This is a genomic window from Streptomyces durmitorensis (assembly GCF_023498005.1).
GTDB classification, from domain to species: domain Bacteria; phylum Actinomycetota; class Actinomycetes; order Streptomycetales; family Streptomycetaceae; genus Streptomyces; species Streptomyces durmitorensis.
The window spans coordinates 5,191,550-5,218,362 of record NZ_CP097289.1 but is presented as its reverse complement, the minus strand read 5'-3'; the positions used below and the strand labels follow the sequence as shown (position 1 = coordinate 5,218,362).

Annotated in this window: 24 protein-coding genes; 14 read left to right on the top strand and 10 right to left on the bottom strand. The window is 71.3% G+C overall.

The annotated features are described in order from the left end of the window. The first annotated feature begins 64 nt into the window (after positions 1-64). The 4 genes from M4V62_RS23480 (at position 65) to M4V62_RS23465 (ending at position 6,467) form a co-directional block, all read left to right on the top strand. A complete protein-coding gene (locus tag M4V62_RS23480; protein WP_249589200.1) occupies positions 65-1,009 on the top strand; it encodes a glucosyl-3-phosphoglycerate synthase in 945 nt (314 codons plus the stop codon). Between the two features lie 56 nt (positions 1,010-1,065). Then, a complete protein-coding gene (locus M4V62_RS23475; RefSeq protein ID WP_249589199.1) occupies positions 1,066-3,153 on the top strand; it encodes a DUF11 domain-containing protein in 2,088 nt (695 codons plus the stop codon). Positions 3,154-3,266: 113 nt separating this feature from the next. Further along, positions 3,267-4,679: an alpha,alpha-trehalose-phosphate synthase (UDP-forming) gene (locus tag M4V62_RS23470; RefSeq protein WP_249589198.1), complete on the top strand. Its 1,413-nt coding sequence runs from the start codon at positions 3,267-3,269 to the stop codon at positions 4,677-4,679. Between the two features lie 147 nt (positions 4,680-4,826). Further along, positions 4,827-6,467 carry a transposase gene (locus M4V62_RS23465; protein ID WP_249589197.1) on the top strand — a complete coding sequence of 547 codons (1,641 nt, stop codon included), beginning with the start codon at positions 4,827-4,829 and terminating at the stop codon, positions 6,465-6,467. A gap of 245 nt (positions 6,468-6,712) precedes the next feature. Here M4V62_RS23465 and otsB read toward each other — a convergent pair whose 3' ends face one another. The 3 genes from otsB to M4V62_RS23450 are packed head-to-tail and all read right to left on the bottom strand — an operon-like array spanning position 6,713 to position 9,096. Beyond that, positions 6,713-7,564, bottom strand: a complete 852-nt coding sequence (gene otsB, locus M4V62_RS23460; protein WP_249589196.1) for a trehalose-phosphatase — start codon at positions 7,562-7,564, stop codon at positions 6,713-6,715. 16 nt (positions 7,565-7,580) lie between these two features. After that, positions 7,581-7,820 carry a DUF3263 domain-containing protein gene (locus M4V62_RS23455; RefSeq protein WP_249589195.1) on the bottom strand — a complete coding sequence of 80 codons (240 nt, stop codon included), beginning with the start codon at positions 7,818-7,820 and terminating at the stop codon, positions 7,581-7,583. Between the two features lie 10 nt (positions 7,821-7,830). Then, a complete protein-coding gene (locus tag M4V62_RS23450; RefSeq protein WP_486388581.1) occupies positions 7,831-9,096 on the bottom strand; it encodes an extracellular solute-binding protein in 1,266 nt (421 codons plus the stop codon). A gap of 132 nt (positions 9,097-9,228) precedes the next feature. Here M4V62_RS23450 and M4V62_RS23445 point away from each other — a divergent pair, with 132 nt between their 5' ends. The 5 genes from M4V62_RS23445 (at position 9,229) to M4V62_RS23425 (ending at position 14,825) form a co-directional block, all read left to right on the top strand. Beyond that, positions 9,229-10,122, top strand: coding sequence for an SIS domain-containing protein (locus tag M4V62_RS23445; RefSeq protein WP_249589194.1), 894 nt, complete (start codon positions 9,229-9,231; stop codon positions 10,120-10,122). 555 nt (positions 10,123-10,677) lie between these two features. Then, positions 10,678-11,658, top strand: coding sequence for an ROK family protein (locus M4V62_RS23440; RefSeq protein ID WP_249589193.1), 981 nt, complete (start codon positions 10,678-10,680; stop codon positions 11,656-11,658). Continuing rightward, positions 11,658-12,800 (top strand): N-acetylglucosamine-6-phosphate deacetylase, encoded by a 1,143-nt coding sequence (gene nagA, locus M4V62_RS23435; protein WP_249589192.1) that lies wholly within the window; start codon positions 11,658-11,660, stop codon positions 12,798-12,800. Before M4V62_RS23440 ends, nagA begins: the two co-directional genes overlap by 1 nt. Positions 12,801-12,967: 167 nt before the next feature. Then, positions 12,968-13,900, top strand: coding sequence for a 1-phosphofructokinase family hexose kinase (locus M4V62_RS23430; RefSeq protein WP_249589191.1), 933 nt, complete (start codon positions 12,968-12,970; stop codon positions 13,898-13,900). Positions 13,901-13,967: 67 nt separating this feature from the next. After that, a complete protein-coding gene (locus tag M4V62_RS23425; protein ID WP_249589190.1) occupies positions 13,968-14,825 on the top strand; it encodes a class II fructose-bisphosphate aldolase in 858 nt (285 codons plus the stop codon). A gap of 21 nt (positions 14,826-14,846) precedes the next feature. Here M4V62_RS23425 and M4V62_RS23420 read toward each other — a convergent pair whose 3' ends face one another. Together M4V62_RS23420 and cdgB are read right to left on the bottom strand one after the other, a co-directional pair. Further along, complete coding sequence (locus M4V62_RS23420; protein ID WP_249589189.1) at positions 14,847-15,830, bottom strand: CBM35 domain-containing protein; 984 nt, start codon at positions 15,828-15,830, stop codon at positions 14,847-14,849. Positions 15,831-15,917: 87 nt separating this feature from the next. Next, positions 15,918-17,591 carry a diguanylate cyclase CdgB gene (cdgB, locus tag M4V62_RS23415; RefSeq protein ID WP_249589188.1) on the bottom strand — a complete coding sequence of 558 codons (1,674 nt, stop codon included), beginning with the start codon at positions 17,589-17,591 and terminating at the stop codon, positions 15,918-15,920. 453 nt (positions 17,592-18,044) lie between these two features. Between cdgB and M4V62_RS23410 the strand changes: the two genes are divergently transcribed. Further along, positions 18,045-18,536 (top strand): flavin reductase family protein, encoded by a 492-nt coding sequence (locus tag M4V62_RS23410; RefSeq protein ID WP_249592949.1) that lies wholly within the window; start codon positions 18,045-18,047, stop codon positions 18,534-18,536. A gap of 73 nt (positions 18,537-18,609) precedes the next feature. On the opposite strand, the gene arfB is transcribed toward M4V62_RS23410, so the two are convergent. Further along, positions 18,610-19,038 carry an alternative ribosome rescue aminoacyl-tRNA hydrolase ArfB gene (gene arfB, locus M4V62_RS23405; protein ID WP_425575278.1) on the bottom strand — a complete coding sequence of 143 codons (429 nt, stop codon included), beginning with the start codon at positions 19,036-19,038 and terminating at the stop codon, positions 18,610-18,612. Between the two features lie 206 nt (positions 19,039-19,244). Between arfB and M4V62_RS23400 the strand changes: the two genes are divergently transcribed. From M4V62_RS23400 to M4V62_RS23385, 4 genes are all read left to right on the top strand, one after another. Continuing rightward, positions 19,245-19,820 (top strand): TerD family protein, encoded by a 576-nt coding sequence (locus tag M4V62_RS23400; RefSeq protein ID WP_249589187.1) that lies wholly within the window; start codon positions 19,245-19,247, stop codon positions 19,818-19,820. Between the two features lie 210 nt (positions 19,821-20,030). Next, positions 20,031-21,281, top strand: coding sequence for a Tm-1-like ATP-binding domain-containing protein (locus M4V62_RS23395; RefSeq protein WP_249589186.1), 1,251 nt, complete (start codon positions 20,031-20,033; stop codon positions 21,279-21,281). 78 nt (positions 21,282-21,359) lie between these two features. Then, complete coding sequence (locus M4V62_RS23390; RefSeq protein ID WP_249589185.1) at positions 21,360-22,202, top strand: phosphoenolpyruvate hydrolase family protein; 843 nt, start codon at positions 21,360-21,362, stop codon at positions 22,200-22,202. Positions 22,203-22,212: 10 nt separating this feature from the next. Further along, complete coding sequence (locus tag M4V62_RS23385; RefSeq protein WP_249589184.1) at positions 22,213-22,740, top strand: GNAT family N-acetyltransferase; 528 nt, start codon at positions 22,213-22,215, stop codon at positions 22,738-22,740. A 4-nt stretch (positions 22,741-22,744) separates the two neighbouring features. On the opposite strand, the gene M4V62_RS23380 is transcribed toward M4V62_RS23385, so the two are convergent. The 4 genes from M4V62_RS23380 to M4V62_RS23365 form a co-directional block, all read right to left on the bottom strand. After that, positions 22,745-24,193 carry a M1 family metallopeptidase gene (locus M4V62_RS23380; RefSeq protein ID WP_425575277.1) on the bottom strand — a complete coding sequence of 483 codons (1,449 nt, stop codon included), beginning with the start codon at positions 24,191-24,193 and terminating at the stop codon, positions 22,745-22,747. 76 nt (positions 24,194-24,269) lie between these two features. Further along, positions 24,270-25,385, bottom strand: coding sequence for a YncE family protein (locus M4V62_RS23375; protein ID WP_249589182.1), 1,116 nt, complete (start codon positions 25,383-25,385; stop codon positions 24,270-24,272). Then, on the bottom strand, positions 25,382-25,987 hold the full coding sequence (locus M4V62_RS23370) for an ankyrin repeat domain-containing protein (protein ID WP_249589181.1): 606 nt from the start codon (positions 25,985-25,987) through the stop codon (positions 25,382-25,384). The genes M4V62_RS23375 and M4V62_RS23370 overlap by 4 nt, the downstream gene beginning before the upstream one ends. 101 nt (positions 25,988-26,088) lie before the next feature. Further along, positions 26,089-26,646, bottom strand: coding sequence for a GlcG/HbpS family heme-binding protein (locus M4V62_RS23365; protein ID WP_249589180.1), 558 nt, complete (start codon positions 26,644-26,646; stop codon positions 26,089-26,091). Between the last annotated feature and the right edge of the window lie 167 nt (positions 26,647-26,813).

Here is a 26,813-nt window from a genome sequence, read left to right as displayed (position 1 = left end):
CTTGAGATAGTCGTCCGAACCGCGAGATGGATCACATGTAGGCCACACACAGGAGGAGCAACCCGTGCTGGAAGAGGCCGAGCGCTGGCTGACCAGGCGTTCCTGGTCCGTTGCCGACCGTCCGCTCAGCGCACTCGTCGCCGCCAAACGGGCGTCGGGAGCCTCGGTGAGTGTCGTCCTGCCCGCGCTCGACGAGGAGGAGACGGTCGGGGAGATCGTCGCCGAGATCCGCCGGGAGCTGGTCGAGGAGGCCTGCCTGGTCGACGAGCTCGTGGTGATCGACTCCGGATCCCGGGACCGTACGGCCGAGGTCGCCCGTGAGGCGGGCGCGCGGGTCGTGCACCGGGACGAGATCCTGCCGCGCATCCCGGCCGTGCCCGGCAAGGGCGAGGTCCTGTGGCGCTCACTCCTGGTGACCGGCGGTGACATCGTCGCGTTCGTCGACGCGGACCTGAGGGAGTTCTCGGCGGACTTCGTCACCGGCATCGTGGGCCCGCTCCTGACCGAGCCCGACGTGGACTTCGTGAAGGCGATGTACGACCGTCCGCTGGCTGGAACCGCAGGTCAGGGCGGTCGGGTCACCGAGCTGATGGCGCGCCCGCTGCTGAACATGCACTGGCCCCAACTGGCCGGGTTCGTCCAGCCGTTGGGCGGCGAGTACGCGGCGCGCAGGTCACTCCTTGAGCGGCTGCCGTTCCCCGTCGGTTACGGAGTGGAGCTGGGCCTGCTCGTCGACGCCCTGCACACCGTGGGCCTGGACGCGCTCGCGCAGGTCGATGTCGGCGTGCGCAAGCACCGGCACCAGGACGGGCAGGCGCTGGGCCGGATGGCGGCGGCGATCTACCGGACGGCGCAGCTGCGGCTCGCGCGCGGCCATCTCGTACGCCCCGAGCTCACGCAGTTCGAGCGGGGTGCGGACGGGTTCGAGCCGCGGACCCATTCGGTGGACACGGAGGAGCGGCCGCCGATGGCCGACATCGCGGAGTACACCGCTCGCCGCGTGGCGTAACCGCCCAAGACCGGGCGTTTTGTCTACATTTCCCACTTATGTGGGTCAGACAGGTAATGGGAAGCGCGCGACGCATCGGCGGTGTGGCCCTGGCCACGGCCGGACTCGCGGCAGGGGCGCTCGGCGCCGCGGCCGCACCCGCCGCCGCGGATGTGATCGAGCCCTTCGCCAAGCGCTACGACGAATCGCTGTACGGCGACTTCAGGACCATCGGCAACACGGTCATGGGCTGCCCGACGACGCCCGCGGACATGGCGGCGCGCTGCGCCACCGCCGCGGACGGCCAGGGCCGCGACAACAACAACACCTTCGTCATGCAGCGGATCAACGCCGCGGGCATGGACCCCGAACACGGATCGAGCACCGGCCAGGTCGCGATCCCGCCCGGCGCGAAGGTCGCGTACGCACGCCTCTTCTTCGGCGGCAACGACGGAACGTACAAGGGCCCCAGCGGCGCCCAGCTGAGGCGCTGCGACATCTCGGGCGCCGACGTGCAGCCATCCCCCGGCGAACCCCTGGACGCGGTGCCCGCCGTCGGCGTGGACGGCGCGCCTCCCTCGAAGGTCACCCCGGCGAACCTGGTCAAGGACCCGGCGTCGACCAACGGCCCGCACTACTACACCGGCGAGGCCGACATCACGGGCCTCTTCAGCGGCGTCACCGGCACCGGAGCACCCGTCCCGGTCGCGGTCGGCGACATCTGGGCGCCCACCGGCAAGGGCTGCGTCGCGGGCTGGTCGCTCACCGTCGTCTACAAGTACGACGGCCCCAACGACGACCACGCCCCCGACCGCCGCAACGTCTACGTCTACGGCGGCCACGTCCTGCAGCGCTCCACGTCGCCCGCCACCAGCGTCACGGTCGACGGCTTCTACCGCACGGACGGCAAGCCGCGCGCCAGCGTCACCGCGTACGAAGGCGACTGGAACACCCCCGGCGACCGCTTCCTGGTCGGCGGCCAGACCATGACCGAGGCGCACACGGGCAGCACCAACAACTTCTTCATCAGCGAGGACGACGGCGCCCTCGACCCGAAGATGACCAACAACCTCTCCATCGACGCCAAGGAGTTCGACGTCACGGGCAGCGGTACCCGCGCCCCGGCCGCCGAGCCGATCCCGGTCGGCGCGACCTCCACGACGCTGAGCTTCTCCACGAAGGGCGACACGTACGTCCCCTCGGCGTTCGCGCTCTCCGTCCCGGTCCCCGACCTGGAGGTGACGAAGACGGCGAGCCCCAAGACGATCAAGCCGGGTGGCACGCTGACCTACACGGTCAAGGCGAAGAACATCAGCAAGCTCGACTACCCGAACGCCAAGTTCAGCGACGACCTGACGGACAACCTCGACGACGCGACGTACAACGACGACGCGAAGGCGAGCACCGGCGACGTCTCGTACACCAAGCCGAAGATCAGCTACACCGGCGACATCCCGGCCGGTGAGACGGCGACGGTGACGTACTCGGTCAAGATCAAGGACCCAGTCAGCGGCGACGGCAAGCTGCTCAACAACGTCGATGTCGAGACCCCGCGCTCCAACTGCGACGCGGGCAGCACCGACCCCAAGTGCGGGGCCGCGCCGGTCATCGAGCGGAAGCAGCCGCCGGTCAGGATCACCAACGTGCCCGCACGGCGGACCGCGCCGGTGTGCAGCGACGTCAAGAACACCATCACCATCAAGAACCCCTCGGGCAGCACGCGTACCGGAGCCACCGCGTCCTGGCAGGTGACGCCCGGCACCAAGCCCGTCGCGAGCAGCGGCAAGGTCACCAAGCAGGGTTCGAAGTACGTCTGGAAGGGCGACGTCCGCCCGCACGGCAAGGTCACCGTCACCCAGAAGCTGACGGTCTCCTGCACGGCGGGCCAGGTCAGGGTGGTCACCGTGACGGCGCCCGGCAGCAACTGCCCCGCATCCGTCCGGGGCGGCGACGACCCGTGCACCTCGGCGATCCTCGCCCAGCGCGTGCAGGCACGTCCTGCCCCGCAGGAGCCGCAGAACGGCCCCGTGGGACGCGCGGACGCCCCGCCCCAGCTGGCCGACACGGGCAGCGACTCGGACACGATGCTGTACGCGGGCCTCGCGATCGCCCTGTGCGCACTGGGCGCGCTCGCGGTGGCGGCGGCGAGGAGCAGGCGGGACTAGCCGCGGGTCCCTGGGTTCCCCGGATTCCCTGATTTCGCTGAATGTATACGGCCGGGCCCGCCACGGGTCCGGCCGTACGTTTGAGCGCTTCCGGGAAGGGCTAGGTTCGGCACATGGTCTCCGAGCACGCCGCCGCCCAGGTCCTCGTCGCGTCCAACCGCGGCCCCGTCACGTACGCCCTGGAGGACAACGGGGAGCTGACGGCCAAGCGGGGCGGCGGCGGACTCGTCTCCGGGCTGAGCGCGATCGGGGACTCCGACGGTTCCGACCCTGCTGCCCTATGGGTCTGCGCGGCGCTGGGTGAAGGCGACCGGGAGGCCGTGCGGCGCGGGGTGGGCGAGCCCGGGGTCCGGATGCTCGACATCGACGCGGGCTCGCACGAGGGGGTGCACGCCGACGCGTACAACGGCATCGCGAACTCGGTGCTGTGGTTCGTCCACCACATGCTCTACCAGACGCCGCTCGAACCGGCCTTCGGACCGGAGTTCCGGGCCCAGTGGGCGTCGTACGAGACCTACAACCGGGCCTTCGCCGAAGCGCTCGCGGAGAGCGCCGCTCAGGGCGCCGCGGTCCTCGTCCAGGACTACCACCTGGCGCTGGTCCCGGGGATGCTGCGCGAACTCCGCCCGGACCTGCGCATCGGCCACTTCTCGCACACGCCGTGGGCGCCGGTGGACTACTTCCGGATGCTGCCGGACGACGTCGCGGAACAGCTCCTGCGGGGCATCCTGGGCGCCGACCGGGCGGCGTTCCTGACGGGGCGGTGGGCGGACGCGTTCACGGAGTGCTGCGTGGCGGTCCTCGGCGGTACGTCGGGTACGCGGATCGGGGTGCACGGGCTCGGGGCCGACGCGGATTTCCTGCGGGAACGGTCGCGCCGTGCGGACGTGGAGGAGCGGCTTGTCGCGCTGCGGGAGCAGGTGGGGTCGGGCCGACGGGTGATCGTCCGGGTGGACCGGACGGAGCTGTCGAAGAACATCGTGCGGGGGCTGCGGGCCTACCGGGAGCTGCTGGCGTCCTGGCCGGAGTGGCGGGAGCGGGTGGTGCACGTGGCCTTCGCCTACCCCTCGCGGCAGGACCTCGCGGTGTACCGCGATTACACGGCGGAAGTGCAGCGGGTGGCCGACGAGATCAACTCCGAGTACGGGGTGGAGGGTTGGACCCCGGTCGTGCTGCACGTGAAGGACGACTTCGCACGGTCGCTGGCGGCGTACCGCCTGGCGGACGTGGCGCTGGTGAATCCGATCCGGGACGGGATGAACCTGGTGGCCAAGGAGGTGCCTGTCGTCTCCGACGAGGGGTGCGTGCTGGTGCTTTCGCGGGAGGCGGGGGCGTACGAGGAGCTGGGCGAGGACGCGCTTGTCGTGAACCCTTATGACGTGACGGGGACGGCGGCCGCGTTGCACGCTGCGCTGGCGATGCCGGTGGAGGAGCGGGCAGAACGAACGAAGCGGCTCGCTGCGGCGGCTACGGCGTTGCCGCCGGCGCAGTGGTTCCTGGACCAGCTGCGGGCGCTGGAGGGCTAGCCGCGGAGGGCACGCGACCCGTGCCGGACACGACCTCCAGAGGGCTGGGAACGGATTCTCTTCGGCCGAATGGGTGACCTGCGCGGGTACGGCTCGTTGATCAGGCCATGACGGGGAGGCGCAGTAGAGCGGCTGGGGGTGCGGGCAGTGGTTGCTGACGGGTTGCGGGTGCTGGCCTCACCGTTCGTCGCGCCCGCTGCGGGTGGGGTGGCGATCCGCGCCCGCCTGAAAGACCTCGGGCCCAACGATGAGGCGGTCCTACGTGAAGTCGGCCTGCATCTCGGGTCGTTGGCGTCTGGGGATTTGAAGGCGCGGTGTGCGGCCGGGGTAGGGCATGACGCCCCGGCATGGACAGTGCGCAAGCGGGCGTTGACGCCGCTGTCGTCCTCACGGTGGGCGGGGGCGATCACGAAGGCCAGCCATGATCAGTGGGCGCTGTCCCGGCGGGGACTGGCCGCACATATCGCTTCGTTGGAGGCGGGCATCGCGATGCTGCGCCAGCGCCTGGTCAAACCGCTGGGTTCGAAGGGCACGAAGCGCACGCCGGGCGGCTATCGCTCGCGGCGAGAGTGGCATGCCAAGTCCCGGCGCTTGGCGATCCTTGAGCAGCGGCACGCGCAGGCTGTGGCCGACTGGGAGGCGGGGCGGGTCCATGTGGTCCGCGGCGGTCGGCAGTTGGCCAACACGCGCCATCATCTGGCGGCAGCCGGCCTCGACGAACCCGCGTGGCGACGACGGTGGGAGGCGGCGCGGATGTTCCTGGCCGCCGACGGCGAGACTGGCAAGCAGGGCGGCAACGAGACAATCCGCATCACCCCAAGCGGCGAACTGACGATCAAACTCCCCGCCCCGCTGGCGCACTTGGCCAACGCCCCGCACGGGCGCTACCGGCTGCCCGACACCGTGGCGTTCGCGCATCGCGGTGAGGAGTGGGGCGACCGGGCCTTCGCTGATCGGGCAATCGCGTACCGCATCCATCACGACCCGGTGCGCGGGCGCTGGTATGTCACCGCCTGCTGGCAGCGTACCCAGCCGTCGGCCCTGACCGTGGAGGCGGCACTCGCCGGGCAGGGCGGTGTCATCGGCGTGGACACCAACGACGATCACTACGCGGCCTGGCGCCTGGACGCTCACGGCAACCCCGTCGGCGAGCCGCGACGCTTCTTCTACGACCTCACCGGCACCACGCAGCATCGTGACGCGCAGATCCGGCACGCCACCAGCCGCCTGCTGCACTGGGCCAAGGCCTGCGGGGCGGCGGCGATCGCGATCGAAGACCTCGACTTCACCAACGCCAAGACCCGCGAGAGGCACGGCCGCAAGAAACGCTTCCGCCGCCTGATCTCCCGCTTCCCCACCACGAAACTCGCGGCCCGCCTGGCCTCGATGGCCACCGAACAGCACATCACGGTGATCGCCGTCGATCCGGCCTACACCAGCAAGTGGGGCGCCCAGCACTGGCAAAAGCCGATGTGCACCCCCACCCGCAAGACCACCCGACACGACGCGGCAAGCATCGTGATCGGACGGCGCGCCCAAGGCCATGGAGCGCGGCGACGGACGGCACCGCCCCCACACCACCAGAGCGATGGTGTGGGGCATCGGACCGCCCAGGCCGCACCCCACGGCCTCAGGCGTGAGGGAACCCGCCCACCCCGCACCGGACCACCACCACGAGTGGTGTCACCACCGGGGACGCGAATGCGGCAACCCAGCTCGCCCAAGACCGTTCGGGACGAGCGCAGCGACCGGGAGTGGATCCACGCCCCACTCCCGCTCACTGTTTAGGAACGGTGCTGGCTCCCAAAGGTACGGATGCGGCCAGACGCCCCGTGCGCAGGATTCCTCCCGCCAAGGACAGCGTCAGTACGTACATGAACGACCTGTACTGGAACACCTTCCAGCCGCGCGATGCCACCGGCACTCCCCCGCTCGCGGGCTCGGCACGGCAGTCAACGACGGGATCACCCGCGACGACTTCGGCAACCCGATCCCGGATCTTCCCAACCTCGTTGCGGATCAGGGGGGTTGATTCAGTCCAGTCGAGCGGCGATGACGCCGAGCAGCGCCACCACGCCGCGCGGGCCGTCCACCACCAGGTCGGCCCGCTCGGCCAGTTCCGCCACCTCGCCGCTGCCGCTGCACACCAGGAGGCCCTTCACCTGGTCCGAGCGGAGCTTCTCCACGGCCGCGAAGGCGGGCAGGTCGCCCAGGTCGTCGCCCGCGTACAGGACGGTCTCGGCGCCCACCTCGCGTACGTAGTCGGCGAGGGCCACGCCCTTGTCGATGCCCGGGGGCCTCAACTCCAGGACCAGGCGGCCCGGTTCGACGATCAGGCCGTGGCGGGACGCCAGCTCGGCGAGGGGCTCGCGCAGCGCCTCGAAGGCGGCCTGCGGGTCCTGTGCGCGGCGGGTGTGGACCGCGACCGCGCGGCCCTTCTCCTCGATCCACGTGCCGCGCCAGGCACCGATCGTGTCCAGGAAGCCGGGCAGTTCGGCGCGCACGGACGCCACGCCCGGGTGCGGCTCGGCCGCGTGCACGGTGGAGGAGACGGCGTCCCAGCGCTCGGCTCCGTAGTGCCCGAGCACGACGAGGTGTTCGAGGGCGGGGACGCCCGCGAGGCCGCCGTAGCGCACCGCCACGCCCGCGGGGCGGCCGGTGACGACGGCGACCGACAGCACCTTCGGCGCGAGCGCGGCGAGTGCGGGGACGGCGTCGGGGTGGGCGCGGGCCTGCTCGGGGTCGGGCACGATCGGGGCGAGCGTGCCGTCGAAGTCGAGCGCGATCACGGCCTTCTCGGGCCGCGCGAGGAGCGCGGCGAGCCCCTCACGCCCGGCGGCGGTCACGGGCTCGGGCAGCTCGGGAGAGTACACAAGGTCACCCATGGGCCTGACCCTACGCTCAACGCTCCCCGCGCCGGGACTCCCTGACGCGCCGAAGCCGGTTGACGGTGACCGGATCGTGCGCCAGGGCGCGGGGGTCGTCGAGCAGGGCGTTCAGGAGCTGGTAGTAGCGCACCGGCACCAGGCCGAGCTGCTCGCGCACGGCCCGCTCCTTGGCGCCGGGACCACTCACCCAGTCGCGGCGCTCCAGGGCGAGGATCGCGCGGTCGCGCTCGGAGAGGCCGGTGTCGTCCGTCATACCGGCCACGCTATTCCGCGTTCTCCTCCGTCGCCGCCTTGGTCTGGATCTGACCGAGGATCGACGCCGGATTGCCGTTCTCGTCGACGGTCTTGCCGATGTACTTCTTGACGTCGACGGAGACCTGCGCCCAGGACGTCTTGCCCACGGGGTACAGCTGCGAGGTGGGCAGCTCGTCGAGGAACTCGGCGAGCGCCTTGTCGTTCTTGTTGCCCGTCATCTCCTGCGCGGCGGAGGTCGTCACGGGCAGCAGGTCGTACTCGCGCGAGAAGTCCAGGACGTTCTTGGTGCTGTAGGCGAAGTCGAGGAACTTGCCGATCTCCTCGCGGTGGCCCTTCTGCTTGAAGGCCATCATCCAGTCGGCGACGCCCATCGTGGCCTGCGCCTTGCCGTTCACCCCGGGCATCGGCACCATGCCGTACTTCACGCCCTTCTTGGCCGCCATCTGCATCAGCGTGGGGTGGCCGTTGAGCATGCCCACGTCGCCGCGCGTGAAGGCGGCGAAGGCCTCGGCGCGGTCGAGCTTGCCGGGGGGCGTGGGGCCCGTCAGGCCCTTGCCGACGAGCTCGTCCTTCAGCCAGGTGAAGGTCTTCACGTTCTGCGTGGAGTCGATGTCGTACGTGCCGACGTTGTCGGTGTAGCCGCCGCCACCGCTGAGCAGCCACTGCATCGTCTCGGCCTGCGCCTCTTCCTTGCCGAGCGGCAGGGCGTAGGGGATCTTCACGCCGCGCGCCTTGAGCGCCTTGGCGTCGGCCGCGAGGTCGGTCCAGCTCTGCGGCGGGGTGAGACCGGCGTCCTTGAAGATCTTCTCGTTGTAGAAGAGCAGGCGCGTGGAGGAGGCGAACGGCATGCCGTACTGGACGCGCTTGACCTCGCCCGCCTCGGAGAGGGGGGCCATGAAGTCGGCCTGGGTGGAGATGGAGACCAGGTCCTCGGTGCGGTACAGCTTGTCCTGCGCGGCGTAGTCGGCGTAGGCGCCGATCTGGGCCATGTCAGGGGCGTCGCCCGCCTTGACCATCTCCTTGACCTTGCGGTCGACGTCGGTCCAGGAGTAGACGTCGACGTCCACCTTGATGCCGGGGTTCTTGGCCTCGAACTTCTCGGCCAGCTCGTCCCAGTACTTCTGGGAGCTGTTGGCCTTGGAGTCGCCGTAGTCGGCGGCCACCAGCTTGAGGGTGACGTCGCCGGAGTCGCCCGGACCGCCGCAGCCGGCGAGTGCCGCCGCCATGCCCAGTGCGGCTATCGCCGCGGTCAGTCCTGTCGCGCGCCGCTGCACAGCTGTTCCCACCCTCGATGATCTACGTGAACTGCGATTTTCCCTCGCGTATGGACACGAGGTCTACACCACCTCAGTATCGCTTGTGCAACGGCGTACCAATGACGTCCCACCGGCAAGGAGCCTTGACGCATGTCGCGTACCGCAGCAGAGATAGCAACTCAGCCCGCCTGCTGGCACCGGGCGGCCGATGCCGCCTCGACCTTCGACGGACTGCCGAAGCCGGGCGAGCGGGTCGCCGTCACCGGGTGCGGGACGTCGTGGTTCATGGCCATCGCGTACGCGGCGCTGCGCGAGGCCGCCGGGCAGGGCGAGACGGACGCGTTCGCGTCGTCGGAGTTTCCCGCAGGGCGGACGTACGACCGGGTGGTCGCGATCACCCGCTCCGGCACGACGACGGAGGTTCTTGAGCTCCTCGGCGAACTGAAGGGCGTGGTCCCGACGACGGCCCTGACCGCCGACCCGAAGACGCCGGTGATGGACGCGGCCGACTCGGTGGCGGTCCTGGACTGGGCGGACGAGGAGTCGGTCGTCCAGACCCGCTTCGCCACGACCGCGCTCGCCTTCCTGCGGGCCGGGCTCGGGGACATCCCCGGCGTGAAGTCGATCGCGGATGCGGCGGTCGACGCGGAACTCGCGGTGACCGAGCCGCTGCCGGCCTCCGTGGTCGCCGCCGAGCAGTGGACGTTCCTGGGGCGTGGCTGGACGTACGGGCTCGCCCTTGAGGCCGCGCTGAAGATGCGGGAGGCGGCGGGGGCGTGGACGGAGTCGTACCCGGCGATGGAGTACCGCCACGGGCCGATCTCCATCACCGGCCCCGGCCGGGTGGCGTGGATGTTCGGCGTGCTTCCTGAGGGGCTTGCGGGGGACGTGGCCCGGGTGGGCGGGGAACTGGTCGCCCGCGAGGAGCTGGATCCCCTGGCGGACCTCGTACGCGCCCAGCGCCTTGCCGTGGCCCTGGCCGAGTCCCGTGGCTTCGACCCCGACCGCCCGCGGAACCTGACACGGAGCGTCATCCTGACCTGAGTCCGCCGTTCCCCAGGGGCGGGTGGGGCGGGGGCGGGCACTGAACCGCCGCGACTTCCCGGGGCGGGTGGATGCGGGCACTGAACCGCCGCGACCTCCTCGGGCTGTTGGGTGCCAGCCCTGAACCGCCGCTTCGCGGCGGATGATTCCCACCCACCCACCCGATTGCCCTGCGGGGTAATGGGTGGGTGGGCGGGAGAGATCCGCCGCGAAGCGGCGGGCTTGTGTGCGGGGAGGTCTCCCCGTGCACCGACGGGATTACCGGGCCCCCACGCAGCCCCCCACGCAGCGTCGGGCTTGCCAGCGCCGAGCCCGACGCACCGACGGGATTACCGGCGCCGAGCCCCCCCCCACCGACGGGATCGCCCGCGCCGAGCGCCCCGCACCGACAGGCTTGCCAGCGCCGAGCGCCCCGCAGCGGCGGGATTGCCCGGCGCCGAGCCCCACGCGGCCGTACGGCACAAAGGGGCACCCCACCCCGAAAGGGACCTTTGCCCGGGTGCAATCCCCCGAAGTGGACTAGACCTCTCGCGGCCGACGCGCGAGACTGTCCCCGTGAGACACGTCATCGCCCTCGATGTGGGCGGCACCGGAATGAAGGCCGCCCTGGTCGGGACGGACGGCGCGCTGCTCCACGAAGCGCGGCGGGCCACCGGCCGGGAGCGCGGACCCGACGCCGTGGTCGAGTCCATCCTCGACTTCGCCGCCGACCTCCGCGCCCACGGGATCAAGGAGTTCGGGGAACCCGCCGCCGCGGCAGGCGTCGCGATCCCCGGGATCGTCGACACCGAGCGCGGCATCGCCGTCTACGCCTCGAACCTCGGCTGGCGCGACGTCCCCATGCGCGAGCTCCTGAGCCGCAGGCTGGAAGGCGTACCCGTGGCCCTGGGCCACGACGTCCGCACCGGCGGCCTCGCCGAGGGCCGGATCGGCGCGGGCAAGGGCGCCGATCGGTTCCTGTTCGTGCCGCTGGGCACCGGCATCGCCGGAGCCATCGGCATCGGCGGCGGCATCGAGCCCGGCGCCCACGGCTCGGCGGGCGAGATCGGGCACATCATCGTGCGCCCCGGCGGACCCCTCTGCGGCTGCGGCCAGCGCGGCTGCCTGGAGCGGCTCGCCTCCGCGTCCGCGGTGAGCGAGGCCTGGGCCGCGGCCAGCGGTGACCCGGACGCGGACGCCGCGGACTGCGCGAAGGCCGTGGAGTCGGGCGACCCGCGGGCACGGGAGGTCTGGCAGAACGCCGTCGACGCGCTCGCCGACGGCCTCATCACCGCCCTCACCCTCCTGGACCCGCACACCCTGATCATCGGTGGCGGTCTGGCCGAGGCCGGGGAAACCTTGTTCACACCCCTGCGGGCGGCCATGACGGCACGCATCGTCACGTTCCAGACCCAGCCCCTCATCGTCCCGGCCGCCCTGGGGGACACCGCCGGGTGCCTGGGCGCGGGCCTGCTCGCCTGGGATCTGCTCGAAGGAACCGACCCCGCTCCCGACCCCGCCCCCGACCCCACCCAATCCACGGAGGTAACCACCTGATGGCCACTAGCAAGGTCCTCGCCGGTGCTCAGGTGGTCCTGCCCACCGGGACCCTTTCCAACGGCCGTGTGATCGTCGACGGCACGCGCATTTCCGGGAGCGCTCCCGCGGACGCCGAGACGATCGACCTCCCGCCCGGCCACTGGGTGGTCCCCGGCTTCGTCGACATCCACAACCACGGCGGCGGCGGCGCCTCCTTCACCTCCGGCACCGTCGAGGACGTACTCAAGGGCGTCCACACGCACCGCCTGCACGGCACCACGACCGTCGTCGCCTCCACCGTCACCGGCGAGATGGACTTCCTCGCCCAGCGGGCCGGACTGCTGGCCGAGCTGGCCGAGCAGGGCGACATCGCGGGCATCCACTTCGAGGGGCCTTTCATCTCGCCGTGCCGCAAGGGCGCGCACAGCGAGGCGCTCCTGCGCGACCCCGACCCCGCCGACGTACGCAAGCTGATGGACGCGGCCCACGGGCGGGCCAAGATGTTCACGCTCGCCACCGAGCTGCCGGGCGGCATCGACTCCGTGCGCCTGCTCGCCGAGCACGGCGTGATCGCGGCCATCGGCCACACGGACGCGACGTACGAGCAGACGCAGGAAGCCATCGACGCGGGCGCCACCGTCGCCACGCACCTCTACAACGCGATGCCGACCCTCGGGCACCGCGCGCCGGGCCCGATCGCCGCGCTCCTGGAGGACGAGCGGATCACGGTCGAGCTGATCAACGACGGCACGCATCTGCACCCCGCCTCGTTCGAGCTGGCCTTCCACCACGCGGGCGCGGCCCGCACCGCGCTCATCACGGACGCGATGGACGCGGCGGGCTTCGGCGACGGGCGGTACATGCTCGGCCCGCTGGAGGTCGTGGTGTTGGACAGCGTCGCGCGCCTCGTCGAGGGCGGCTCCATCGCGGGCTCGACCCTCACCCTGGACCGCGCGTTCAAGCGCTCGGTGACCGTCGACCGCCTCCCGGTCGAGGACGTCGTGCGGGCGATCTCCGCCAACCCGGCCAGGCTGCTGGGGATGTACGACACGGTCGGCTCGCTGGAGCCCGGCAAGGACGCCGACCTGGTGGTCCTGGACGCGGAGTTCGAGCTGAAGGGCGTCATGCGCAAGGGCGAGTGGGTGGTTGCGCCCAATTAGGTCCGACTGGGGTGATTTCACCTCCCGTTGCCGCCCCGTTGAAGTGGCAACAAACAGCAGGCGGTTGGCCCGGACCTCTGGGCCAACCGCCTTCTCTTTGGCATGATCAGCCCCGAAAGAAGCCGACAGCAAGCGCGTTCTCACATGATCTCGGGGGTGAGTGACAAGTGATCCTCACAGTGACGCTGAACGCCGCCCTGGACATCACCTACCGCGTCCCCGCCCTCGTCCCGCACGCCTCGCACCGCGTCACCGAGGTCACCGAACGCCCCGGCGGCAAGGGCCTGAACGTCGCCCGCGTCCTCGCGGCCATCGGCCACGACGTGACGGTGACGGGCTTCGCGGGCGGTGACACGGGCCGCGTCCTGCACGAGCGCCTCGCGCACGAGCCCCGCGTCACGGACGCGCTCGTGCCCGTGGAGGGCGCAAGCCGCCGCACGCTCGCCGTGGTCGACGCGGCCACCGGCGACACCACACAGCTGAACGAGCCGGGCCCCGCGATCTCGCCCGCGGAGTGGTCCGCGTTCCGGGAGTCGTACGAGGAGTTGCTGCGTCGGGGCACGACCGCGGTCGCGCTCTGCGGGAGCCTGCCGCCGGGGGTCCCGGTCGGCGCGTACGCGACGCTCGTACGGGCGGCGCGCGCCGCCAAGGTCCCCGTCCTCCTGGACACCAGCGGCGAGGCGCTGCGCCGTGGCGTCGCGGCCCGCCCCGACATCGTCAAGCCGAACGCCGACGAGCTCGCCGAGCTGACCGGCTCCCACGAGCCCGCCCAGGCGGCCCGTGACGCCCGCCGCAGGGGCGCGCACGCGGTGGTGGCGTCGCTGGGCGCGGAGGGCCTGCGTGCCGTCACACCGGAGGGCACCTGGCAGGCGGCCCCGCCCGCCCTCGTGCGCGGCAATCCGACCGGCGCCGGTGACTCGGCGGTGGCGGGCCTGCTCTCCGCCCTGGTGGAGCAACTCCCGTGGCCCGAGCGCCTCGCACGCGCCGTGGCCCTCTCGGCGGCGACGGTGTCGTCCCCCGTGGCGGGCGAGTTCGTGCCCTCTGTGTACGAAGACCTGCTCACGCGGGTCGCGGTGACCGGGGAGGCCACCGCGGCGTGACGGCACGCGTCACCGCGTGGGCGACGCACAACGGGCCGTACCGGCCCAGGAATTGGGGACATTCATCGTGCCACTCGTATCCACCGGCGACCTGGTAGCCGACGCGCGCACCGCGGGGCGCGGAGTCGCCGCGTTCAACGTGATCACGCTGGAGCACGCGGAGGCGATCGCCGCGGGCGCCGAGCAGGCGGGCAGCCCCGCGATCCTCCAGATCTCCGAGAACGCCGTGAAGTTCCACGGCGGCAACCTGTCCGCGATCGCGGCGGCGGCAGCAGCGGTGGCGAAGAGTTCCTCGTCCCCGCTCTCCCTGCACCTGGACCACGTCACGGACCCGGAACTCATGCGGGCCGCACACCCCGACGGCTTCAGCTCGGTGATGTTCGACGCGTCGAAGCTGCCGTACGGCGAGAACGTCAAGGCGACGGCGGACGCGGTGCGTTGGGGCCACGAGCGCGGCATCTGGATCGAGGCGGAACTGGGCAAGGTGGGCGGCAAGGAGGGCGAGGCCCCCTTGGACGCACACGCTCCGGGCGTCCGCACGGACCCCACGGAAGCGGCGTCCTACGTGTCGGACACAGGCGTGGACGCCCTCGCGGTGGCGGTCGGCTCCTCGCACGCGATGACGTCCCGCACGGCAACGCTGGACCACGAGTTGATAGCCGCCCTCACGGCCGCCGTCCCGGTCCCGCTGGTACTCCACGGCTCAAGTGGCGTACCGGACAACGAGATCCGGGCGGCGATCGCAGCAGGCATGGTGAAGATCAACGTGGGCACGGCCCTGAACACGGCGTTCACGGGAGCGGTCCGGGAGTACCTCACCACCCACGAGCAGGGCGTAGACCCCCGGAAATACCTCGCCCCGGCTCGCGAGGCGATGGCCGGGACGGTGGCGGGGTTCCTGGGGCTCCTGAAGCCCCAGGAGTGACCCCGGGCGGGCGGTGGAGGGTCAGCCGTTGCTGCCCTCCACGAGCCACATCTGGTCGATGTTCGCCCCGGTCGTCCCGCACAGGTCGCTCTGGGCGCAGGTGAGCGTGACCGCGTTGGTGCCCTTGTTGAGCTGGACCACCGCCCAGGTGTTGGTCCAGCCCTTCTCCCAGTCCCCCTCATCCGCCTTCGCGAAGTTCTCCATGTTCAGGGGACGGGTCTGCTTCTTGCCGTTGACGAGGATCGTGGCGTTGGAGTCCTTGCCGGGGACGCCGTACTTCACGTGGAGGCTGTACGAGCCGGCCTTGGGGATGCCGTTGACGGTCCACGTCACCTGGGCACCGACCTTGTCGAACCCGGACACGTAGGCACCGCCCGCGGACTCGGCGCCCTCTATGTCCGAGGCCGTCGTCGTGCCGCCCTCCAGCTTCAGCGCCTTCGCGTCCGTCTTCGGGAGCTCGACCGGGTCCGCCGGGTCCTTGGTCGGCTTCTCGCTGGGCTTGACCGTCTCGCCCTGCGTCGAGCCGCCGCCCGCTTCCTTGTCGCCGCCCTCGTCGCCGCCGCCGGACAGCATCGCCGCGGCGATCCCGATGGCGACGACCGCGACGACCGCGATCGCCGCGATCAGGAGGCCCTTGGTGTTGGGGCCGCCGCCGCGGCCGCCGGAGCCGCGGGACGCCGGGGTGTACTGCGGGCCCGCGGGGGCTCCGCCGGGCTGCGTCTCCGGGGCGGCGTAGTGCGCGTTCGGCTGGCCGTAGGCCTGCTGCTGCGGGGGCACCTGCTGGCCGTACGTGGGCGCGGCCTGCGTGCCGTAGGCGTTCGGGCGGCGGTCGCCGACCGCGCGCACCTGGTTGTACGAGGACCGGGTGCCCGGGTATCCGTAGCCGCCCCCGCCGCTGGGCGGGGTGGCGCCGGCCGCCTGTCCGTCTTCGTACAGATAGCCGAACACGTCCTCGTCGCCCTCTGGCGCGTTCGGCGTAGGTTCGCCGTTATTGCCGGGCGTCATTCCCAGGTCACTCCCTCACATCGCTGACCGGGGGAGCCTACCCGCTCCGAGTGAGGTCACGGGGTGGCGTTGACCTCATCCGGACCCTCAGCCCGCCCGCCTGTGCTGCTTGGCACGTGACCGTTTCTCCACGTACATCCGCTGGTCAGCGGAGTGCAAGACTTCGTCCGCCGACATCCCGCAGTGCGCCCAGCCGATGCCGAAACTGGCCCCTACCCGGACCGCACGCCCGTCCACCCGGATCGGCGGGATGATCGCGTTCCGCAGCCGCACCGCGAGGTCCTGCGCGTCGGCGCGGCCCAGGCCGTCGGCGAGGACGACGAACTCGTCGCCGCCGAGCCTGGCGACCGTGTCCCCGTCGCGGACGCCGCTGGTCAGCCGCCTCGCCACCTCTATGAGGACGGCGTCACCGGTGTGGTGCCCGAAGCGGTCGTTGATCGACTTGAAGCCGTCGAGGTCGCAGAAGAGCACCGCGAGGCCCTTGGTGCCGTCGTCCGTGTCACCGTGCCCCTCGGGCGGCGCGACGGTGTGCACGTGGTGATCGAAGCCCTCGCCGCCCTGCTGGAGGGCGTGCGCGTTGTTCGAGCCGTAGTCGAAGCTGTGCTGCCCGTCCGCGTCGTACACGCCGTCGTACGCCGCGTCCAGCGAGTCCACCGCGCTCGGCTGACCCGCGTGCGGCCTGCGACAGAGCCGGGCGCTGAGGCGCGAGCGCAGCTCGGCGGAGTTCGGCAGGCCGGTGAGGGAGTCGTGCGACGCGCGGTGCGCGAGCTGGAGCTCGCGGCGCTTGCGCTCCTCTATGTCCTCGACGTGGGTCAGGAGGAAGCGCGGCCCGTCCGCCGCGTCCGCGACGACCGAGTTGCGCAGGGAGACCCAGACGTACGTCCCGTCGCGCCGCGCGAGGCGCAGCTCGGCGCGGCCTCCCTCGGCGGAGGTCCGCAGGAGTGTGCCGATGTCCTCGGGGTGGACCAGGTCGGAGAACGAATAGCGGCGCATCGCGGACGCGGGGCGGCCGAGCAGGCGGCACAGGGCGTCGTTCGTGCGCAGGATCCGCCCGTGCTGGTCGCCGCCCATCTCGGCGATGGCCATGCCGGACGGCGCGTACTCGAAGGCCTGCCGGAAGGACTCCTCGCTGGCCCGCAGCGCCTGCTGCTCGCGCTCCAGGCGGACCAGGGCGCGCTGCATGTTGGCGCGGAGCCGTGCGTTGCTGATCGCGATGGCGGCCTGGAAGGCGTACATCTGGAGGGCCTCGCGGCCCCAGGCGCCGGGCCTGCGGCCGTTGCGCGGCCGGTCCACGGAGATCACGCCGAGCAGTTCGCCGCCGGCGGCGCCGGTGGCGTACATCGGGGCGAAGAGGCGGTCGGCGGGGTGCCACTCGTCCTCGAAGCGGGGCTCGGGTCCGTCGGTGTACCACTGCGGGACGTCGTCCTCGTCGAGGACCCAGCCCTCGGTGTACGAGATGAACCTCAGGGCGCCCCAGGCCTCGCCCATGGAGAGCCGCTTCTCCCAGGCGTCACGGGAGCCGACCCGGCCGGTGATGAGCGCCTCGGCGGCGGTGTTGCCCGCGAAGGCGGCGACGACGAGATCGCCGTCAGGGCGCACGAGATTGACGCACGCCAGCTCATAGCCAAGGCCGTTGACCACGCCGTCGGCGACGGTCTGCAGCGTGTCCGCCAGGCTCCGGGCCGTGTTGAGATCCGCCACCACCTGATGCAGCTGCCGCAGGGTCGCAAGACGGACGTACGGCTCCGACTCGGTCTCCATTGCTCGCTCTCCCCGAGACCTCGACAGCAACTCCAGGATTCGCAGCGCCCTTACTGTTCTCTCAGTACCTGAGTTCTCTCAGTGTCTGATTGCCACGGTCACTGAATCACAGCGAGCAGCTCACTCGGTACACAGGGTCAACAAAATATGGGTCCTGTGACTCAAGTCACAGATGGGAAGCCTTCGTTGGTCCAGTCCACTTGCCCGAAGCGTGCCCGGTGAGGGCCCGGTGAGGGCCCCGGCGGCCGCCTCGGCCATCGGTCCTAGGCCTGGTCTCGGCCCAGGGCCCGATGTGGTGACGGGGGCGGCAGGGCTAGCGTCGCTCCCGTGGTTCCCGTACTGAAGACATCTCCGGAGAGCGCTCCAGCGACTCCCCCAGCACCTCCCTCCCCACGCGTCCCGTCCCCCGACGGGCATCCTGTGGGGGTGAGCAACGAACAGTTCCGCGCCGCCATGTCCCGGCTCGCCGCGGGCGTGGTCCTGGTGACCGCCTGCGAGCCGTCCCTGGACGCGGACGACCCGCAGGCACCGGTCGGCGAGGACGTCGGCATGACCGCGACGGCCTTCCTCTCCGTGTCCCTCGACCCGCCGCTCGTGCTGGTCAGCCTGCGTGAGGGCTCCCGGATGGACGACCTGCTCGACGAGCAGCCGCTGTGGGGCGTCTCGGTGCTCTCCGAGAGCCAGCGCCACATCGCGGGCCGGTTCGCGATGAAGGGCAGGATCAGCGACCGGCTGCTCTTCGAGGACATCCCCTACGCAAGGGGAGAGACGTCAGGGGCGCCCTTGGTCGGCGGGGCGCTCGCGACGCTGGAATGCCGGACCGAACAGACAGTGACGGCGGGTGATCACACCCTCGTCATCGGGCGAGTACTTTCGGCTGATCTGCCGAGCGCCGACGGGGGCCCGCTGATGTATTTCAAGGGGAAGTACCGACAGCTGGGCTGACGGATCCGGGCTGCGCGGTCTTTGCTCGCGCACCTTTGCGGCCGGGCCGGGATTCAGCTCCGGGCCTCGGTGTTCAGCCCCAGCCCTCCCCCGCGCGGCCCCGCTTGGTCTGGCTGCGCTGCTTCTTCTCGCGCAGCCGCCGCTCGTTGATCCCCCGGGGGATCTTCGTGGCGCGGCGGGGCCGGGGCGGCGGCGCGGTGGCCTCGGCGAGCAGCGAGGCGAGGCGGGTGGCCGCCATCTCGCGGTTGCGCCACTGGGAACGGTGCTCGGAGGCCCGCACGCTGACGACGCCGCCGACGAGCCGGTTCGCGAGCCGCTCAAGGGCGCGCTCCTTCCACACCGGAGGCAGCGCTTCCGTGCCGGCCAGGTCGAAGCGCAGCTCCACCTGCGAATCGCTGGTGTTGACGTGCTGACCGCCCGGCCCGGAGGACCTGGAGAAGCGCCACATGAGCTCGGCCTCGGGCAGACAGACGGAGCCGCGGATGACATAGGGACCGGACATGAGTCCTATGGTCCCGCGTCTGTCCGGTCCACGTCACCCGTATTTGCGGCGCGCCCCGCTTGTGACGGGAGGGGCGCAAGAGATGAGTAAAGAAAGTAAAAGGACCTGGAACCTCTGGGACCCCGGTCGACGTTCATAGGGGTGACGGTAGCTTCGTCCCCAGTACGAAGCCCGTTCGTACGCAACGAGGGAAGGGACTCCCAACAATGGCAGTAAGCCTGTCCAAGGGTGGCAACGTCTCGCTCACCAAGGAGGCTCCGGGCCTGACCGCCGTCACCGTGGGCCTCGGCTGGGACGTCCGTACCACCACTGGCACCGACTTCGACCTGGACGCCTCGGCCATCGCGGTGAACCCGCAGGGCAAGGTCTTCTCGGACCAGCACTTCGTCTTCTTCAACAACAAGGTGACGCCGGACCAGACCATCGAGCACACCGGTGACAACGTCACGGGTGAGGGCGAGGGCGACGACGAGCAGATCAAGGTCAACCTGGCGGGCCTCCCGGCCGACATCGACAAGATCGTCTTCCCGGTCTCGATCTACGACGCGGAGAACCGCTCGCAGAACTTCGGCCAGGTGCGCAACGCCTTCATCCGCATCATCAACCAGGCCGGTGGCACCGAGATCGCCCGCTATGACCTGAGCGAGGACGCCGCCACCGAGACCGCCATGGTCTTCGGCGAGCTGTACCGCAGCGGTGCGGAGTGGAAGTTCCGCGCGGTGGGCCAGGGCTACGCGTCCGGCCTCGTCGGCATCGCGCAGGACTTCGGCGTCAACGTCTGAGGTTCATAGCCTCTGAGGTTCACAGCCACGTTCACTAGGGCCCCCGGCGGTATCTCCGCCGGGGGCCCTAGTGTGTCCGCGGCGGTATCTCCGCCGGGGGGCCCTCTCATGTCCGCCGCCCCCGTCGACCGGCCCTGCGGTCATTGCTTCCGCGCGGCGGCGGCAGCAGGATCGGCAGCACCACCCACCACTTGAGGGAGTGTGAGGGCCATGGCGACCGTGGTGCTGGTCGGGACGCTCGACACCAAAGGCGCGGAGTACGCCTGGCTGCGCGAGCGGCTCAGGGAGTACGGCAGCGACACCCTGCTCGTCGACACCGGCATACTGCCCCCGCCCGCCCAGGCCCCCGCCCCCGACGTCACGGCCGACACCGTGGCCCGCGCGGCCGGGCACGACCTGGCCGAGCTGCGCACCGCGGGCGAACGGGGCGCGGCCGTCGCGGCGATGGCGGACGGCGTGACCGAGGTGGTCCTGGACCTGCACCGCAAGGGCGAGCTGCACGCGGTGCTCGCCGCCGGGGGCAGCGGCGGCTCGTCGATCGCCGCGCAGGCGATGCGCGCGCTGCCGATCGGGGTGCCGAAGGTGCTGGTCAGCACGATGGCGGGCGGTGATGTGGCGCCGTACGTCGGCAGCAGCGACATCACGCTCATGTACAGCGTCGTGGACATCTCCGGCATCAACGCGGTCTCCCGGCAGGTCCTGGGCAACGCGGCGGCGGCCGCCGCGGGCATGGCCCGCCGCTTCGAGCGCAACCACGACGAACTGGCGGGCCAGGGCCGCAAGGTGGTCGCCGCGACGATGTTCGGCGTGACGACGCCCGCGATCGACGCGGCCCGCGCCCGCCTCGACCAACTCGGTTACGAGGTGCTCGTCTTCCACGCGACGGGCGCGGGCGGCCGTGCGGTGGAGAAGCTGGCCTCCGACGGCCTCCTGGACGGCGTACTGGACCTGACGACCACCGAACTCGCCGACGAACTGGTCGGCGGCGTCCTCTCCGCGGGCCCCGAGCGCCTCACCGCGGCGGGCCGCGCGGGCATCCCGCAGGTGGTCGCCCCCGGCGCCCTCGACATGGTCAACTTCGGCCCCGCGTCGACGGTCCCGCCCCACTTCGCGGACCGCACGCTCCTCGTGCACAACCCCACGGTCACCCTGATGCGCACGACGGCCGACGAGATGGCCGCGCTCGGCACCACCCTCGGCCACAAGCTCGCCGCCGCGCGCGGCCCCGTCGAGTTCTTCTGGCCGCTGCGCGGGGTCTCCGCGGTGGACGTCGAGGGCGGCCCTTTCGAGGACCCGGCGGCGGACGAGGCCGGGCTCGGCGCGCTGCGGACGACGGTGCGGGGCAGCGGCGTACGGCTCCATGAGGTGGACGCGCACATCAACGACGCGGAGTTCGCGGTGACGATGGCGGACCGCCTGGACGAACTGATCACCGCACGCGCGCTGAAGCGGACGCCGTGACCCACGCCCCGCCGTGAGCCACGAGCCGCCGTGACCCCCGCATCGCCGTGCCGCACGACTTCACCCGAGGAGAAGCTGATGACACAGATCACCCGCAAGGAAGCACTGGCGCGCCTCAACTCCCAGGTGGCGAAGGGCAGTCCGGTGATCGGAGCGGGAGCGGGCACGGGCCTGTCCGCCAAGTGCGCGGAGGAGGGCGGCGTGGACCTCCTGATCATCTACAACTCGGGCCGCTACCGCATGGCGGGCCGCGGCTCCCTCGCGGGACTGCTCCCGTACGGCGACGCGAACGCCATCGTGGTGGACATGGCCAGGGAGGTGCTCCCGGTGGTCAAGGACACCCCGGTCCTCGCCGGGGTCTGCGGCACCGACCCGTTCCGGGACATGGGCCGCTTCCTCGACGAGCTGAAGGGGATGGGCTTCACCGGCGTACAGAACTTCCCGACGGTCGGCCTGTACGACGGCACGTTCCGCACCAACCTCGAAGAGACGGGCATGGGGTACGGCCTGGAGGTCGACATGATCCGCGAGGCCCACGCCCGCGACCTCCTGACGACCCCGTACGTCTTCGACCCCGGCCAGGCGGCGGACATGGCGCGGGCGGGCGCGGACGTCCTGGTCCCCCACGTGGGCCTGACGACGAAGGGCGCGATCGGCGCGGGCACGGCCCTGACCCTGGACCAGGCGGCGACGGCGGTCCAGGAGATGCACGACGCGGCCAAGCGCGTGAACCCCGACATCCTGGTCCTGTGCCACGGCGGCCCCATCGCGGAACCTCAGGACGCGGCCCACGTCCTGTCCCGCACCACGGGAATCGTCGGCTTCTTCGGCGCCTCGTCGATCGAACGCCTCCCCACGGAGCGCGCGATCGTGGACCAGACGCGGGCCTTCAAATCCCTGGCGGCAAAGGAACACGGCTAACCTGCGCCGCATGATCCTCGAACCGCTCACCTCCGCGGAGGACGGCGCACTCCCCGGTGAGCTGCTCACCGAGCTCACCGCCCTGTACGCGTCGAACCGCGCCTTCCACGCCCTCTCCGGGGACTTCCCCGACCCCGACGACATCCGGCCCGAACAGGTCGCCGCCGCGCTCGCGGACGAGCTGGCCGAACCGGCGGCCCAGGTGCTCCTCGCGCGGTCGAGGGGGCGGGTCGTCGGGGTCGCCATCACGCTGGACCGGCACCCCGACCCCGCCGACCCCGACCCGTGGATCGGCCTGCTCATGGTCGACGCGGGGCAGCAACGCCGGGGGTACGGGCGGGAGTTGGCGGGCCTGATCGAGGAGCGCTTCCGGCAGGACGGACGCGAGGGGGTGCGGCTCGCCGTCCTGGACGGGAACGAGGCCGGGCTCGCCTTCTGGGGCTCGCTCGGCTACGAGGTCATCGGCCACCGGCGCGACCTCGCCGCGGACCGCCCCTGCGCCGTGCTCCGCAAGCCGCTGCCACTGCCGCTGCCGTGACGCCCTACGGGCGCTCCGGCTTCCCGTCCCCGTACAGCCACGGCCCCCAGATCGCCCGCACCTTCTCGCGCGCCGCGTCGCCGCCCGCGTGCTTCTCCACGTACCGCGTGAAGTCCTCGGTGTCCGCGTTGCCGTGGCGGTGTTCCTTCGTCCAGCCCTGCACGATGTCGTAGAAGGTTTCGTCGCCCACCGCCTGGCGGATCTTGTGGATGACCATGCCGCCGCGCTCGTACACCGGACTGTCCGAGATGTTCGCCGCGGACGGCGGCTTCGCGGGCGGGAAGGCCCAGATGGCGTCGTTGTCCTCTTTGTCCTCGTAGTAGTCGCCGACGTAGATCTGGTCGAAGGTCTCCTGCACGCTGTCGCCGTCGTGGTCCTCCTCCCAGAGCCACTCGGCGTACGTGGCGAAGCCTTCGTTGAGCCACATGTCCTGCCAGGACTTGGGCGTCACGGAGTTCCCGAACCACTGGTGCGCCAGCTCGTGGACGACCAGTCCGGTGTCGGGGGCGCCGGGGAAGGTGGGGCGCGTCTGGGTCTCCAGGGCGTATCCCGCGTCCCCCTCGCGGGCGACGATCGCGCCGGTCGACGAGAAGGGGTAGGGGCCGAAGTTCAGCTCCTGCCACTCCATGATCTCGGGGATGCGGCCGAGCGCCTTCGCGCTGTCCTTGGCCTCGGAGGGCTCCACCGCCGTGAGCACCGGGATGCCGGACTTCGTCGTCGACTTCTTCACCTCGTACGGCCCGATGGCGACGGTCGCCAGATAGCTCGCCATCGGCTCCGCGCTGTGCCAGGCGAAGGTGGTGCGGCCGTTCTTGGTCGACTCGCGCGTCAACTCGCCGTTGGAGATGGCCTTCAGGCCCTTGGGGACGGTGAGGCGTATGTCGTACGAGGCCTTGTCCGAGGGATGGTTGTCGGAGGGGAACCAGGCCATCGAGCCCGTCGGCTCGCCGAGCGCCAGGGCGCCTTCCTTCGTCCGCAGCCAGCCCTCCTCGGAGTCGTCCGGGTCGGTGATGGTCTCCGGGTCGCCGGAGTAGCGGACGGTCGTGCGGAACGTCTCGCCCTGGTCGAGGTCGTCCGGCGGGCGGATCGTCAGCTCCTGCCCGTCACGGTGGAAAGAGGCGTCCTTCCCCTCGACACTCACGCTCTTCACGTCCAGACCCTTGAGGTCGAGGTTGAAGGCGCTCAGGTCCTGGGTGGCGCGCGCCGTGACCTCCGCCGTGCCGGTGAGGCGGTGCGCGTCGGGGTCGTAGCCGAGGGTCAGGTCGTAGTGCGCGACGTCGTAGCCGCCGTTGCCCAGTTTCGGGAAGTACGGGTCACGCAGGCCGTCGGCTCCGGGCGTGCCGTGCACTCCGGAGCCGCCGCAGGCGGTCAGGGCGAGGGCGGTGAGGGCGGCGACGGATGTGCCGCGGAGCGCCGTGGATCGTGGGTGCACGCCTGTGATCTTATGCGGCATATGTTCGCTGGGCCGCGTGGACGCCTGCGGGCGCCTGGCCCGCCACCGCGGGCCTGCCCATCCGTCGCCGCCCTGCCTAGAGAACGGCGATGCCCAACGGGCGTTCCCCTGCCGGGAGTCGACGCGTGTCGCCGCTCTCCAGGTCGATGACGGTGATCCCGTTCCAGAACCCGTCGCGGGTGAAGCCGCCGGAGACGTAGGCGGTGCCGCCGTCCTTGGAGACGGCGACGTCCTCGTGCGGGCCTTCGAGCGGGAAGACCTTCTCCTCGCCGTCCTTCGTACGCATGGTCAGCGAGGGCCCCTTGTCCTCCGAGGGATCGATGGGCCCCGTGCCGACCGCGAACAGCGTGCCGTCCTCCATGATCTGCGCGCCGTGCTGATGAGTGTTGGCCGTCATCGGCTCGATGTCGGACTCGCCGGTGCGCGGGTCGACCACGACGAGCTTCTCGCCCTCGAAGGGGAAGAGGAGCTTGCCGTCCGAGGGGCGTACGGCGGCGTAGTGCGGCTTGAGCCAGGAGCCGAGGCCGCCTTCGGTGCCGTAGGGGGCGACTTCGATGCGGCGGGGCTTGAGGGAGTCGGCGCGTACGACGGTGACGTCGAAGGAGTCGTGGTTGGTCGCGTAGACCTCGCGGCCGTCCTTCGACACGTCCACGTCGAAGGGGCGCCTGCCCACCGGGACGGTGTCGGTGACCTCGCGCTTCTTGGTGTCGATGACCTCCAACGTGCCCTTTCCGTCAGGGACGTTGACCCCCACATAGGCGTGCTCGCCGTCCGGGGAGAGGGCGATGCCCATGCCGCCGCCGCGGTACTCGCCGGTCGTCGCCGGGCCGCTTTCCGTCTCGTACGGGATGCGGTCGACGCGTTCGCGGGTGCTGGTGTCGACGACCGCGACGGCGTCGGCGGTGGCGACCCAGGCGCGGCCGTCATCGCCCACGGTGAGCCCGTAGGGGGCGGTGCCGACCTTCACGGAGTCGATGGGGCCGCGCTCGGGGTCGACGAAGGTGACGGTGTCGGAGCCGAAGTCGGCGACCAGCAGGGTGCCTTCGGGGGTGCGCTGCTCGGCGGGGAGGGTGGACGTGGCGGCGGCGGGCTCGGGCCCTTCGGACGAGGCCGCCCCGTCGCCTCCGGCACCGCAGCCCGCGAGGACGGCGACGCCCAGGAGAGCGATGACGACCGTCCGGGACGCCTTCACGAGGCAGCACCCCTCAACAGCGCGGCGATCTCCGCGAATCCACGGCGCTCGGCGTGCCCGAGGGGGGTGACGCCGTCCCGGTCGGCGAGACCGGGCGTGGCGCCCGCGGCGAGCAGCAGCTCCACGATCTCTTGATGCGCGCGGCCGCCGTCGCCGAGGATCACTGCCTCCAACAGGGCGGTCCAGCCGAGGTCGTTGACGTGGTCGACGTCGATGTCCGTGACGCGCAGGACTTCCCGTACGTACGCGACATGCCCGCGCTCCGAGGCCGGGATCACGGAGATCCCGCCGAAGCGGTTGCGCAGCTTCAGGTCGGGCCCCGCGGGAAGCAGGACGTGCAGCATGGCGACGCTGCCGGTCACGCCGGTGGCGAGCCAGGGGCTGTCGGCGCGGTGGTCCTGCGCGTCGACGTCGGCGCCCGCGGCCACCAGGAGCCGGGCGGCCTCCACGTGGTCGCCGAGCGCGGCGAGCAGCAGGGGCGTGCGCAGCTCGGTGTCGCGGGCGTCGACGCGGGCGCCCGCGTCGAGGGCCGCCCTCACACCGGCGGCGTTCCCGGCCCGTGCGGCGTCGAGCAGCCGCTGGTCGTCAGCGGTCCTTGTCATGATCGTTCTCCTCGTCGTCGTACGGACCGGGAACAGCCTCGGCATGATGAGATCCGGCGGCTTCGGCAGCTCAGCGTCTCGGCTTCAGCGGCTCAGCGGCTTCAGCGGCCGAGCGCCGCGACGCCCGCCTTCGCGAACTTCTCGTCCAGGTCGCCGGACGGGGCGCCCGCGACACCGATGCCCGCGATGGGCGCGCCCTTGGCGGTCACCGGCGCACCGCCCGCGAGGAACAGGGTGCCGGGGATGTCCTTCAGGTTCGGCGTCTTCTCCAGGTTCTTGGCCAGCTCGGAGGTGGGCGCGTTCCAGGAGACGGCGGTGTACGCCTTCTTCTCGGCGGACTCGTACGACTGCGGGCCCGCGCCGTCGCCGCGCAGCGTGACGACGGTGTTGCCGTTGCGGTCGACCACGGCGACCGTGACGCGCTGGTTCTCCTTCTCGGCGGCGTCGAGAGTGGCCTGGGCGGCCTTGGTCGCGGCGTCGATGTTCAGGTGCGTCGACTGCGTGAGGTTCTTGCTGCCCGCGTCGGCGGAGACGGCGGCCTTCGCGGCGGCGGCCGGGGCCTCGGCGCTGGCGGAGACGGCTCCGAAGGTGCCGGCGCCGAGGACGGCGGCGGTCGCGGCGACGGTGAGGACACGGGTGCGGCGGGAGATCTTCTGCATCGGGGGCTCCTTGAGATGAGGCGGGGATCGGGAGGGAGAGGGGAGGTTGTTTTTTCCTCTGCCATCGATCCTCCGGCCGTTTCCGGTCCGAACCCCTCGGCGTACCGGCTGGGAGCCGCGCGCGACTCGGCCGACACCAGGGTCAACCGATCGGTTGACCCTCCCGT